Annotated in this window: 10 protein-coding genes and 2 pseudogenes; 10 read left to right on the top strand and 2 right to left on the bottom strand. The window is 35.7% G+C overall.

The features are described from left to right. Positions 1 to 69 precede the first annotated feature (69 nt). The 3 genes and pseudogenes from HMPREF9257_RS00185 to HMPREF9257_RS09600 all read left to right on the top strand — a co-directional run. Positions 70 to 1,245 (top strand): iron-containing alcohol dehydrogenase, encoded by a 1,176-nt coding sequence (locus HMPREF9257_RS00185; RefSeq protein WP_006417547.1) that lies wholly within the window; start codon positions 70 to 72, stop codon positions 1,243 to 1,245. 379 nt (positions 1,246 to 1,624) lie between these two features. Then, positions 1,625 to 1,864 (top strand): hypothetical protein, encoded by a 240-nt coding sequence (locus tag HMPREF9257_RS00180; RefSeq protein ID WP_006417474.1) that lies wholly within the window; start codon positions 1,625 to 1,627, stop codon positions 1,862 to 1,864. Between the two features lie 254 nt (positions 1,865 to 2,118). After that, positions 2,119 to 2,292, top strand: a pseudogene (locus tag HMPREF9257_RS09600) (hypothetical protein); the annotation flags it as partial. Positions 2,293 to 2,539: 247 nt separating this feature from the next. Here HMPREF9257_RS09600 and HMPREF9257_RS00170 read toward each other — a convergent pair. Then, on the bottom strand, positions 2,540 to 3,472 hold the full coding sequence (locus HMPREF9257_RS00170) for a DUF4349 domain-containing protein (RefSeq protein WP_006417412.1): 933 nt from the start codon (positions 3,470 to 3,472) through the stop codon (positions 2,540 to 2,542). A 366-nt stretch (positions 3,473 to 3,838) separates the two neighbouring features. Between HMPREF9257_RS00170 and HMPREF9257_RS00165 the strand changes: the two are divergent. Next, a pseudogene (locus HMPREF9257_RS00165) lies at positions 3,839 to 4,371 on the top strand (DUF7010 family protein). 151 nt (positions 4,372 to 4,522) lie between these two features. On the opposite strand, the gene HMPREF9257_RS00160 reads toward HMPREF9257_RS00165, so the two are convergent. After that, entirely contained in the window at positions 4,523 to 5,716 is a 1,194-nt protein-coding gene (locus HMPREF9257_RS00160; protein WP_006417411.1) for a coenzyme F420-0:L-glutamate ligase, read from the bottom strand. Positions 5,717 to 5,824: 108 nt separating this feature from the next. Here HMPREF9257_RS00160 and HMPREF9257_RS00155 point away from each other — a divergent pair, with 108 nt between their 5' ends. The 6 genes from HMPREF9257_RS00155 (at position 5,825) to HMPREF9257_RS00130 (ending at position 13,513) form a co-directional block, all read left to right on the top strand. Then, the gene (locus HMPREF9257_RS00155; protein WP_006417458.1) at positions 5,825 to 6,691 is read left to right on the top strand and encodes a LysR family transcriptional regulator; all 867 of its coding nucleotides are present in this window, start codon (positions 5,825 to 5,827) and stop codon (positions 6,689 to 6,691) included. A gap of 81 nt (positions 6,692 to 6,772) precedes the next feature. Then, on the top strand, positions 6,773 to 8,104 hold the full coding sequence (gene mgtE, locus HMPREF9257_RS00150) for a magnesium transporter (protein WP_006417457.1): 1,332 nt from the start codon (positions 6,773 to 6,775) through the stop codon (positions 8,102 to 8,104). 153 nt (positions 8,105 to 8,257) lie between these two features. Next, entirely contained in the window at positions 8,258 to 9,538 is a 1,281-nt protein-coding gene (locus tag HMPREF9257_RS00145) for a M20/M25/M40 family metallo-hydrolase (protein WP_006417614.1), read from the top strand. After that, positions 9,528 to 10,340: a DUF3100 domain-containing protein gene (locus HMPREF9257_RS00140; RefSeq protein WP_006417498.1), complete on the top strand. Its 813-nt coding sequence runs from the start codon at positions 9,528 to 9,530 to the stop codon at positions 10,338 to 10,340. The genes HMPREF9257_RS00145 and HMPREF9257_RS00140 overlap by 11 nt, the downstream gene beginning before the upstream one ends. Continuing rightward, positions 10,330 to 10,830, top strand: a complete 501-nt coding sequence (locus HMPREF9257_RS00135; protein WP_006417464.1) for a hypothetical protein — start codon at positions 10,330 to 10,332, stop codon at positions 10,828 to 10,830. The genes HMPREF9257_RS00140 and HMPREF9257_RS00135 overlap by 11 nt, the downstream gene beginning before the upstream one ends. A gap of 175 nt (positions 10,831 to 11,005) precedes the next feature. After that, on the top strand, positions 11,006 to 13,513 hold the full coding sequence (locus tag HMPREF9257_RS00130; protein WP_006417563.1) for an amidohydrolase family protein: 2,508 nt from the start codon (positions 11,006 to 11,008) through the stop codon (positions 13,511 to 13,513). The last annotated feature ends 259 nt before the right edge of the window (positions 13,514 to 13,772 follow it).

Raw genomic sequence — 13,772 nt, 5'->3', positions numbered from 1 at the left:
ACTTTGCTAATTTAGTTAGATTTATAATAAAATAAAAGAAGATTTATGCAAGATTAAGGAGGAATTTATATGGCAATGAAAGATTTCATGTTTTATAACCCGACTCGGATTTATTTCGGTAAAGATCAAATTAAACAAATTGACCGGTCTATCCCTAAAAATGCAAAAGTTTTAATTCTTTATGGGGGCGGTTCTGTTAAGAAATTTGGCACGTTTGATCGCGTGGTTGAAGCTTTAGGTAATCGCCAATGGGGAGAATTTGGTGGTATTGAAGCTAACCCTGTCTTTGAAACGTTACTCAAAGCCGTTGACCAAGTTAAAGCAGAGTCATACAACTATCTTCTCGCTGTGGGTGGCGGCTCTGTCATCGATGGAACTAAGTTTGTCGCAGCAGCCTCTGTATTTGAGGGGGATCCGATCGATATCTTTGGTCAAGGGGTAGGTCAAGGACTTCCAATAAAGCAAGCACTTCCATTTGGAACAGTATTAACCTTACCTGCAACAGCTTCTGAAATGAATTCTGGCTCAGTTGTGACTTTCCATGAAAAGAAAGCCAAAATTTCATTTGGTTCTTCCTTAACTTTCCCTGTTTTTTCTATTTTAGAACCTGAAATGACCTTCACTTTACCTGCTAGACAATTAGCCAATGGGGTAGCAGATGGTTTTGTCCATACTATGGAAAACTATCTAACCCTAGCTTTACATGCTGATGTCCAGGATCGTTTCTCTGAAGCAATCCTAAAAACCTTTATTGATAATGCACCTGTCTACTGTGATCCAGATCAAGCTGATTATGAAGCTGCCGCGAATATTATGTGGGCTTGTACCATGGCCCTAAATGGGGTAGCCTCTCGGGGAAATGTAGGCGATTGGGCTACTCATGCTTTGGGTCATGAAGTAACAGTATTAAATAATACTGACCATGGCCGGACGCTTACTCCTATTTTATTAGCGACCATGCATGTGCGACGGGATGGCAAACATGACAAATTAGTTCAATATGGTCGTCGGATCTGGAATATTCAAGATGAAAATGAAGAACTTGTCATTGATAAAGCAATTCAAAAAACTGCTGAATTTTTTGAATCCATTAATATGCCAACCAAATTGAGCCAAGTTGGGGTTAATGAAAGTGACATCGATTTCTTAATTACCCAATTAGAAAAACATAAGGGTCAAAAAATTGGCGAAAATGGTGTCCAAGACTTAGCAACCAGTCGATTAATCTACCAAACAGCTTTATAAATACTAAGTTAATCATATCAAATAGATTCCGGGGTTTTACAGTAATTTGGCTTGCTGATTTGAGCCCGGAATCTTTAATTTAAGGATCATATTAAGTAAAATTTAATATGAGTTGACTAACGGTGATGTACCGACTAATCTGATAAATATTTAAAAAGGAGGAAACCTATGCGCTTACTATTAGCAGAAGACGAAGACGATTTGGCTAAAGGAATCCAGACTATTCTTGTAATGAGCCACTGTTTTGTAAAATTAGCTTTTTACTGTCTAATTAAGAAGTGATATAATTCTACCTTTATAATATAATCAAAGCAAAGTTTGATATGTTAAAATTTATCGGATGTTGCGAGTACATTATGATTATTAATAGGGGAAATTTATGGAAACTAATAAAGATCTTCAATCTACTTTATTGATTATTATGACCCGTATTTTAATGATGGTTTTTTTACAGTTAATTGCGGTATTTTTATTGTCACGTCTGAATTTAGCCGTATCACATCCACCAACTGCTTTAATTTCATGTTTGGTTCTTTTGGTGGTTAATTTACTGAATTTTCATCAATTAAAAGTGAATGGATTTGTAGCCACCCAATCTTTGAAAGATCTTATCTTTTAGCAAGCGACAAAACCACTCTACAAAGAATTCCTATATGGTCTCTTGTGCTTATTAGTCCTTTATCTACCTTTTGTTTTAGCCATCATGGCTGCTATGTGGTTACTCCATGGTGTAGATATGTTTATCGCCTTTGAAACAGTTTTTTATAATCCCAATGATGGTCTTTTATTTGAACCCATACTAAGTCTTATTTTAGGCTTTATTGTAAATGTAAGTTTCGTTCCTCTAAATGCCCCAATTGAGAATTTGTTTACCGGGGACCAGTGCAAAGATTATTTATTCAAGCCAAAGGTAAGTGGATTGCCTTAGTTAGTTTATCTTTTTTATTTGCAGTGCAACATTTATTTTTTGCACCTAGCTTGGATGCTATGTTAGTATATTTTTTTGGTTTTTTGTCTGGGGTCTTGGTTCTGCACTTCTCGTATTAAAATTTAACCGTCTTTTTCCAGTCATTGTTTGTCATTTTCTGATAAATTTTATTATGACAATACCTTCCTTATTAATACCCATACTGCAATTAATGGGAATGATTGAGATATAAACTTGAAAGGCTCCTACAAAGAAAAATAGGCATAATAAACCTAATATTCTTTATTAAATAAATACCCACCTATCCTAAATTTCTACTGATTTATAAATTATAATCAGAGGAGCTAGGAGATAGGTGGTTATATTTTATTGGTCGTCTTTATTTGGTTCTATCTTTGGTTTTAAGAATGATTTTTTGTCTGATTTAGTCAAATTTTTCTTATCTCTATTTGGGGAAATTTTATTTTCAAGTTTTCTAAACATGATAAACTGAGAACGACGAATAAGCAGATAAGTTAAACTTAGGATAAAGAGGAATGGAATAACAAAGATAACACCCATTAAACTAGTAAAGAGGGCAATCGCTGCGTACTGGAAGAATCCTTTAAAGATATTGACAAATGGTAACCAGAACGGTAAGCCTTCACTCGAATAATATTTGACTTCTTTAAGGCTTATTGACAAGTTTGAGTAAGCAACTGATTCGTTAGTAGAATCTTGTTGGTTCTCCAAAGCTTTTATTTGATCTTCTAGGCTATTTTTCTCGGCACGTAATGCCTGTTTTTGCTCTAAAGTAATATCCTCGTCTTTGAGGTCTTCTTCAACTTCTTTTAAGCGATTGTTAAGCTCTTCAAGTTGTTCTTCTTGGCTGATCATTTCATTACTCACATCTTGACTATTTAAATTGAAATTAGCCAGTTGATACTTTTCTTTGATTTGATTGAAGAGATCTTGGAACTTGTCTTTAGGAATTTGTGCATTTAAAGTTAATAGATTTCCAACATAGTCACCATTATAGTTATGGTAGTCTGAATAATCTTGCGACACTATAATACCATCTTGATCGGTGACTAATTTTATAATATCTTCGGCGTCTTTATGGAAATTTTTACTTTCTAGACTAGCTGAACCATCATAAGCAACTGATTGTGAATCTTGATAGGCACTGTCATATTCGCTTGTAGAGACTTGAGTTGAATTTCTACCAGTCGAACTATTGATTAAATCATCAATAGGGGTGGAGGTACACGCTGATAATATTAATAAGAGAGGAATAAGCAGGATTAACTTACGTTTCATAGATGGACTCCTTTCGTAATCAAAACAGAATAAGGTCTAAAAATGACAGGCAATTTTTTCGATATTTCTAGCTAGAGTATAGCATGATTTATATTGTTTTGTGAACTTAAACCTCCAGAATATGTCGGAAATTTAAAAAAATATGATTAATACTCAAGGTCAAAAAGTATAGGAAGCATATCTTAATTACTTATAATATTTATAATTAAGTATGCTAACAATTTGCGTATCTATATATGTTAAGCTATTTCGAAATTTTAATTGTAAATTAATCAATAATTTACATATTTATTATGATTAAACTGGAAATAAAAGGTAGAGTATGGGTATAAAAGTATAAATTTGACCTGTAAGAGGAGGAAAGATATGGATTTAGATCAATTGCGTGATGATATAATTCAGAGCCAAAAGAAAGGCTTACCTTTTATTATGACTTCTGTAGTTATTTGGTTTTTAATTGCTTGTGTTGCAAGTTTAAATATTAGTTTTAATATTAAAAATATTATGGTATTTATCTGTTCATGCCCGTTGATGCCATTAGCTTGGATAATTGGTAAGAAGCTTGGGGTTAATATTTTTGCAGAAGATAATGAATTAGGACAGTTGGGATTTTTATTTACTTTAAATCGGTAATTTATCTCCTCATTGTAATGTGGGTCCTTAATGCCGTCCCAGAAAAGATGATTATGGTGTATGCGATGGTTTTTGGGGCACATCTATTGCCATACTCTTGGTTGTATAAGTCAAATGCTTACAAAATATTTGCAATAATTATTCCAATTATATCTCTAATACTTGGTATGATTTTTAACGGTTTTGTTGTGGCATCTGTTCTTTGTGTGCTTGAAATTTTTTTGGTCCTGACTTTAAAAAATGAAATGAAAGCATATGAAAAATAAAAGGAAATTAGAAGGAAAGTATTTACCATAATTTCTTTTTTTACCAGCTATAGGATTGACGCGATAAATGTTCTTCATTTTAAGATTGTATTAAAAAAGTGTGTCTGGATAATTCTAGACACACTTTTTGAGTTAATATTTTAAGTAATAATTAATTGGTGTAGTTATTGAAATAACCTTGGATATAGATGATTGGGGTACCTTTATCACCGGAACCTGAGGTTAGGTCACAAAGTGAACCTAGTAAGTCAGTTAATTGACGTGGGGTCGTTCCTTGGGTAGCCATTTGACCAACCAAGTTATCAGCTTTGGCATTGATAGCAGCTTTAATAGCGTCTTTTAGTTCTTGACCTTTTAAATCTTTGAATTCATTATCTGCTAAATATTTAAGTTTCAATTCATTCGGAGTGCCTTCTAAGCCAGAAGTATAACCAGGCGAGACGACTGGATCAGCCAATTCCCAAATTTTACCGACTGGATCTTTAAAAGCACCATCGCCGTAAACCATGACTTCAATGGTCTTACCGGTCCGTTTTTTCAATTCAGCTTGAATGGCTTCGACTAGCGTCTTAGAGTCGCGAGGGAAGAGTTTTAACATATCTTCGGTCGATTTGTTTGAACCTAGGATACCGTATGTTTCGTTATATCCGGATTCATCAACCGGCTGATTCATAATATCGTCAAGTGAACGAACACATTTAGCCCCGCGCTTTTGAAGGATTTTCTTAGTCCGTTGGCGAGTATGGATATCACAGTTGATGACATATTCGGTATGGTCTAGGATTGTAAGTGGTGAATTAGAGAAAATAATTTCACATTCTTTGCCTAAATCTTCCACGAGTTCTTTGAAGTAAGCCACATAGTCGACTCCAGTAAATTCATGGGTTTGATAACCAAAATGATGACGGTATTCAGCTTCAGTTAAAGTATCTTTCCAAGGGTCTAAACCAGCTTGGTCCATTTGATCAAGTGAGATTAAATGGTTGCCGACTTCATCTGAAGGGAAGGATAATTGTAAGATAATTTTCTTGGCTTGACTCGAAGCAATGGCACGGAGAATAATGGCAAAGCGATTACGGCTCAAGATAGGGAAGAGGACACCTAAATCTTTACCAGCAAAGTCACGGTCTAAATCTTTAGCAACTTGATCAATCGTCACATAATTACCTTGGGTACGAGCCACAACACTTTCAGTTATCGCTAAAACATCTTTACTACCGATGGTAATATCTTCTTCTTGGTAAAAGTCTTCTAATAAGTCAGGAATCATTTGAACTAGGTCATCGCCCTCTTTGAAAATTGGGGCGCGTAAACCTCTAACAACAGTACCTACAATTTTTTCCATAACAATCTCCTTTGTTTTTAAGAATGATACTCTAATATCTTAACTTATCTTGTGGTATAAGTGAAATAAGATTATAATAAGTCAGGTATAAGTGGAGGTGATACCAAATTGAATTTAAATCATTATCAGGTATTTGTAACGGTAGCAGAGTATGGAAATTTTTCTAAAGCAGCCCATAAATTATTCATGAGTCAGCCAGCGGTTTCTCAAATTATTTCCCAGTTAGAAAGTGAATTAGATTGTCATTTGTTTGTTAGACAAAATCGAGGGGTCGAATTAACTCAAGAAGGTCGAGATTTTTATCAATTAGTAAAGATTGGGCTTGAAAATTTATATCAAGCGCGACATCATATGGAGGAACTCAAGGATCTAAATCACGGTACTTTAAGAATTGCAGGCTCGGATACCATTTCGCGGTATATCTTGCCCAAACGATTGAAAAATTTTTCAAAAATTTATCCAGGCATTCGCATGCAAATTAAAAATGGCACAAGTGGTCAATTACAGGATATGTTAAGTTGGGGGCAGGTGGATGTGGTGCTAGGTTTTGAACCAAAAAATCAAACAATGGTTGATTTTTATCCATTAATGACACTTCATGAGTCTTTCGTGGCGGCTAAAGTCTATGCTCAAGTTCTTCCAGAAAAGATTACTGCCCAAAATATAAGTCAAGCTAAGCTAATGATGCTTGATCGAAAGAGTCAAACGCGTCAAGCAATTGATGCACATTTATTGAAACGAGGCATTCGGGTACAGCCGGACATTGAATTAGCTAATTATGAATTATTAGCTGAATTTGCCCGTCAGGGCTTGGGCATGGCCATTTTGGCACGAGAACTAGTGGAAGACTTAGTTATCCTAGAGACTGATATTAAGTTGCCGCAAAGACAGGTAGGATTCTATATTACGAAGAATATGCCCCTCTCTCATGCGGCCAAGGCATTTATGGATTTTGTTTCTCTGAAAGATATGTAATTAATTATTTTAATCTTGGTTCTGAAGGTTAGATAAGATAGACTAGTATCATAGAATACTAAATGAAGAGGAGGCGTAGCTATGGACTTACAAGGTGAAACTATACTAAATGAATTAACGGTGTCGCGGGTCAAGCATTTCTGTCAAGTTTATCATCCAGCGGATGTGCTAGATATCTTCGAAAACTTGGAAGATAATCAATTGATTGAAAAGATGGCAATCTTACCAGACGATTATTTAATTGAAATGATCGAATTGGCCGAGGAAGATAGTCAGTCCCGCTTAATTAAGTTACTTTCTGTCGAGCGCGTCTCCCATCTTTTTATGGAAATGTCGCCAGATATTATTGTAGATATCCTAGGTAATCTACCTGTGGGAACCCGAAAACACTATGTAAAATTAATGACCCAGAGTGACCAAGCAGATATTCGGCAGTTGCTTTCTTATGATCCTGAGTCAGCCGGTGGAATTATGACGACGGATTTTATTTCTCTTAAAGATTATTGGACGGTAGATAAAGCCTTCAATAAAATTCGAGAAATTTCTCCCAATAGTGAAGTCATTGATACCCTATTTATCACCTCAAATCACAATCGCTTAGTTGGATATTTACCTATGCGTGATTTATTTCGAGCCGACCTCCAGACAATCCTTGCGGATATTATGAATCGACAAGTCATTACTGTAGAACCACAGATCGACCAGGAAGAAGTTGCTAAGTTATCTTTAAAGTATGATATTAATGTGATTCCAGTGGTAAATCCTCGGCATGTCCTTTTAGGTATTGTGACAGCGGATGATATCTTGGATGTTTTGAATGAAGAACATCAAGAAGATATGTTACGGATGTCAGGGGTTAACGAGGAGGAAGACTTAGACGATTCATTTTGGTCTTCATTAAGCAAAAGACTGCCTTGGTTAACGATAAATCTCTTAACAGCTTTTTTAGCTTCATTTGTAGTCGGCTTATTTGAGTCAACCATCTCCCAGGTTGCTTCGCTAGCTGCTGCGATGACGATTATCACAGGGATGGGTGGTAATTCTGCCTCACAAACTTTAGCTCTAGTGATTCAAGGAATTGCTTTAGATAAAATTGATATCCACTCCGATCGAAAATACATTTTAAAAGAGTTGGCTATAGGAATTGTTAATGGCTTGATTATTGGCCTTATGGCAGGTGGGGTTTTATATATTTCCTATCACAATGTATATTTATCCTTGATTGTTGTCTTAGCCATGATTTTTAATTTATTTAATGGGGCCTTCTTTGGTTATTATGTTCCTTTAGTATTGAAAAAAATGAAGCTGGACCCAGCTTTAGCTTCATCCATTTTTATTACGACTGCGACCGATGTCCTTGGATTTTTCGTTTTTCTAAGTTTAGCCAACCTAGTCTTACCTTTATTACAATAAGGAATAAAGCTACATGCTATCTGCTGAGTTTTTCCTAAAACTAAAAAAACGAACAAAATAATTTAAATTCTAATTAATGTTAATTACTTCTTTGCTTTTTAAAGGTCAGATGCTAAGATAAATATCTTAATTACTGTAGAAAGGTGAGAAGCAATGTCCTATTTTGATGAAAATTATGCCACAATTAAAGCGATAGCGGATGATATTTTTAATCATCCTGAATTAGGCTATAAAGAATTTAGAACTAAACAAATAGTAATTGATTATATTAGACAAGTTTTTCCAAAGGCAAAGATCCAAGAGTATACTACCACAGGATTAAGAGTTGACCTAGACAACGGAGCGGACCGTACCATGGGAATTTTGGCTGAATTAGATGCATTAATTAACCCAACCCATTTTCAAGCAGATCCTGAGACTAAAGCTTGTCATGCTTGTGGACATTTCTCTCAAGTAGCAATTGCTTTAGATTTGTTCGGTTTTTTAACGAATGAACATACTTTTAAAAATTATAATATGAATTTTTCTTTTGTTTTTGTTCCAGCAGAGGAATTTATCGACCTTGATTATCGTCAAAGCTTAATTGATGCGGGCAAAGTGACTTATTCGGGTGGTAAAGCCGAGATGATGAAATTGGGTGCCTTTGATGGTATTGACTTTATGATGGCGACACATTCAATCGGTAATGAGCCAGGTGATACGGTTGAAATTAACTGTGATTTAGCAGGTTTTTTACATAAATATTATACCTTTATTGGTAAAGCTGCTCATGCTGGCTTTGATCCTTTTTCAGGTATCAACGCTTATAGTATGTCATCTTTATTTAATGTTGCTTTAGGTATGATGCGTCAGCAAATTCGGGAGGATTTATTTGTGCGGATTAATCCCGTGATTGCTAATGGTAATTTTTCTATTAATGTGATTCCTAATCAAGTAACTGTATCAACTGATGTTCGTACGATTGAAGTAGGTTATATGAAAGAAATCGCAGCGCGATTAGACGATGCTGCTGAAGGTAGTTCACAAGCTTTGGGTGGACAACTTAAAACTAAAACCCAGATGGGTTATCTTCCTTTTGTGCAAGATCGATATTTAAATCAGTTTGTTCAGCAAGTGTTTGACGAACAGACTTCAATTAAAAAAATGATTAATGATCGTGGTGCAATTGCTGCTGCAGGTGATATTGGTGATTTGTCCTATATTATGCCTTGTATTCAGATATCCTATGGTGGTTTTCAAGGTGATATTCACGGTGATAACTTCCGTATGGTTAATCCTGAGTTTGTTTTAAAGGATTTTCCTGAATTTTTAAGTAAAGTGATTGAAAGATTGGATGAAAAAGTTGAAAAAAATCAACTCTACCATCGACCTTTCATTGACTACGCGAAATATATTGATGAGATAATTAAAAAGGAGACCATAAATGAAGAATAAATTTTACCAACTATTATTATTAATTATATTCGCCTTGATTATTGTTTTTGCCGCTGAAATAATTGGTTTTCAACAAATTAGCTTAGGTAGCATTAACGTATCCGTGTTACCCTTGGTGTTTTCCGTACTCTTCGCCATGGTTTTTGCTATTCCAGTATGGCGTAAAGGATTACTAAAAGTAATTTATTCCGATAATAATGTTGAATTTGCTGCCAAAAATCTATTGTATATTATGTTACCTTTAATGGCATACTATGGTGCAAGTGTGGCACCAAAGATTGGTGAGATTCTTTCGGTTGGTTGGGTTTTCTTATTTCAAGAATTAGGTAATTTAGGTACTGTTCTTATAGGTTTACCCGTTGCAATCCTTCTTGGTTTGCGACGGGAAGCAATCGGTGCAACTTTGGGGCTGGGCCGTGAAGGTGAATTAGCTTATATCACTGAAAAATATACATTAGAATCAGCAGAAGGGCGTGGAGTTCTTTCCGTTTATTTGATTGGCACCTTATTTGGCTCAATTTTCTTTTCAATCTTTGCCCCAATTATATTAAATTTTGGTTTTGATGTGCGTGCATTGGGGATGGCTTCTGGAATGGGGTCAGCTTCAATGATGACTGCTGCTTCATCGGCTGTGGCTGCTTTGAAACCAGAATCAGCAGAAACAATTTTGGCATATGCATCGGCTAGTCAACTATTAACCAGTTTCTTAGGTACATATACAATGGTTTTCTTAGCTATTCCGTTACAACGCTTTATGTATAATTTACTAACAAAAGGGGATAATTATGACCATGGAAAATAAAACGAATAAAGGTTTACACCCGTATTTACAAATTGTTTTAGTTATTTTACTTAGCTTGGCTTTTATCTTATTTACACAACAAGTAAAGTTGTGGAAGGATCCAAGTTCTCAACCGATTACCAGCTCTACATTTCTAGGTTTAGGGTTTTTAGGATTATTTAGTATTTTGGGAGTGATAATTAAGGATTTGACTAATAAAATAAACATAAATTTTGTAAGAAATTTTCCAGTATTAGGATGGGTATCGATAGTTTCTATCATTTGTTGTTTACTGAGTCCTTTTGTTGTTGAATCTATTTTAGCTGTAAATTTTCTGTCAATTACGACACCTATCTTGGCTTTTGCTGGAGTATCAGTAGCAAATCAGCTAGTTGATTTATCAAAGTCTACTTGGAAAATTATTATCATCTCAATATTTGTATTTACAGGCACTTATGTTGGGAGTGCATTAGTTGCTCAGTTGGCCTTATTTTTAAGTGGTAAATTATAGTGAAAGTATTTATGTAGTATAAAAATAATAATTTCGTTTTTGCAAAAGTCTGGTCTTAATAGTTAGACCAGACTTTTAAAAAAATAGCGTTTAGAGTTGAGTTTAATTTAAGTATTAGATATTCTAAGAACAAGCAAAAAAAGATTAAACTATTAATAATGAAAAGAGGCAGCCCATGGAATTTTTTAATCGTTTTTATCTAGATTCTGAAAAGGACATTATCATTGACTTGTACCGTGACCATGATCAAATGACCTATGTGCTGCGGACCCCTAATCATAAAACAGGTAACTTAATTACTAATCTGGCTGAACTCTGTCACTTGCCATTATCCTTTGATGCCAAGGGTTTGAAGATTATTGAAGGTCAAGTGCCAGCGTATGTCAATGCTCATAATGAACTTGTTTATATTTTACGGTTAGCAAATATCAAGATAGCAAATATATACCCTGATGGGCGTATTGACCAAAAGGCCAGTATTTTGGCGATTGCCAAGACTTTGATGTCTCAGACCAAGGACTATAAGTTATCAGCTAATGAGACCATCATAAAATCCTATGTTTTACAGGATACTAAGTTCAAGACTGATTTGCATACTCATATGAATGCGAATCTTTCCGCCGATGTCTTAATGGCTCTGGGAATTAAGCACCAATTACGTTACCCTTTATATTATGTGAAAAAATTAAAGTTAAAGCTGAGCCCGCACCAAGCTCAAGCAATTGAAGAAGCCCGGACACAAGTCGCCCAACAATTTAAAGACTCTACACTGGAAAGTAAACAGCTGACCCGTAAAATTGACGATAACACCTTTATTAATTTTGCTGATTTAATTTTAAATAACTTAGATCAAGCCGAATATAATATTCCTAGAATCCGAGCATCCTTAGCTGTATTAAAGGATGGGCAAGCGGTCTTTACCAATCTTGAAAAAGTCTATTTATACCGCTATGTCTTTGCAAAAGGCCAAGCCAGCCAAAATCCGATTGCCTTAGATCACTGGCAAGAAATTCCCGACCCGGATATGGTGGAAGCCTTAGCCCAGATGTTAGCAGATTTGGCGAATCCGGCTTATCAATCCTTTACTCTCTTTCAAGACTGCTTATTATGGATTTGCCGGACTTACCAAGAAAAGGGTATTACTTATGTCGAAATGGCTGATACTACTTTAGTAAAGAAGGCTGAAGCAGCCCAACGACTCCAAGAAATCCATGATTGCCTGCCAGCTATTCTAGCTGAAACAGGTGTCCGCCTACGTTTTTTAGCAGCTTTACGGCGGATTGCGCTCACCATTGTTAAAGACCAAATTCCTAAGGAAAACTATTTCACGGAAAACCTCCAAGTATTGAAGGCAGTGGCAGACGATCCCTATATAGCGGGCTGTGATATTGTCGGGGAAGAAATTAATGATATTCGTGAATTAAAACCTGTCATTAAAGAACTGGTTAAGATTAGTAAAACCTATCCAAATTTTGTTATTCGGATCCATGCTGGTGAAAATGATAGCCTGCCGGATAATGTGGGCCATAGTATTGATGCGGTGCAGGCAGGTTTAGAACTTGATGAGAATTTTCCTCCTGTTCGGATTGGTCATGGCTTACATACTGCTAAATTAAGTTCCAAAAAAGGCCAAAACTTAATGAATAAAATTCGTGATAATGGTGTGGTTTTAGAATTTCAACTATCCTCCAATGTACGATTGAATAATTTAAATAATTTAAAACACCATCCTTTGAAAACCTACCTAGAAAATGGGATCGCCTGCGTCCAAGGAACGGATGGAGGTGCAATCTATGGTACAGATTCTCTTGATGAACAATTAGCTCTTCAATATCTTTTAGATTTAAATTATGACCAAATGCATGCGATGTGTCAGGTTGAAAATCGATTGATTGCAGCAGCAGTCAAAGATTTCACAGAGAAATCGATTAAATTTAAACAGGAAAAAGGCAAAATCAGTGTAGCCACATTTTTGCAAGATAGAATAGAGGGAAACAGCCATCTTTATCGTAAGATTTTGGCTGGGGAAGAAAAATATGATAGTCATCAGATTTTTGCAGACCACATCAGTGGTTTGCCGCAAGATAAAATTCCTTTAGTCTTACTTGGAGGTAGTTTTAATAATTTACGTCACCAAACTCGAATGACTCAAGCTGGGAAAGATACAATAGATGGCTTATTAGCTCAAGCAGATCCTAGTCGTGTTTTTTTCGTCATTGGCCATGCAGATAAAGCTTATGAACATTATCTACTCGAAGCCAATCAAGGACGTTTTGAAATTTATGCCATGATTCCGGCTGCGGTCACAGTTAAGGAAAAAACTGCCATTGAAAGCTTGAATTTACCGATTCGGATAGCTTTGGATCCAACTCCGATGGGTGTTTATAAGAGTTTTGCCTATGATATTTTCAAACGACGTCAATCGATTATCTTGGCTTTTGATGGCAATGCCTCAGCTATGAACTTAATTCAGGAAGCCAAGAATGCCCGTTATAAGAGTCGGACTTTTATTAATCGACGGTCAGCACCCTTACGGATGAAAGCAAAATCCTTAGAAGGTTATATCACTTTCTTTGAAGATGCTACCATTGTTCCAGAAATCTTAGACTATGCAGATCGTTACTTTCAAGTCATTGACGATTTAGACCAACAAATCTATGTGCGGGCCATTGACCGCCTCTAACTCAAGTACAGTAAAAAGACCAGTCCTAGAATTTTCAAGGAACTAGTATCCTCACGGTAACTCATGATAGCAAGGTCGCCCAACGCTGTGACCGCATCTTATATCTTTTAGATGGAAAATTACATGGTCAATTAGTTCTAGGCAAATGGCAAGAAGCTAACTAAAGCAATCGAGAAAAACTAGTCAGTGATTGGTTGACACAGATGGTTTGGTAATTGTCTACTTCACATTGACAGCATTGCTTATATTTGTTAACCTA

The organism is Eremococcus coleocola ACS-139-V-Col8 (genome assembly GCF_000183205.1).
GTDB classification, from domain to species: Bacteria; Bacillota; Bacilli; order Lactobacillales; family Aerococcaceae; genus Eremococcus; species Eremococcus coleocola.
The sequence above is the reverse complement of the archived record's forward strand: the minus strand, read 5'-3'. Positions and strand labels throughout refer to the sequence as shown.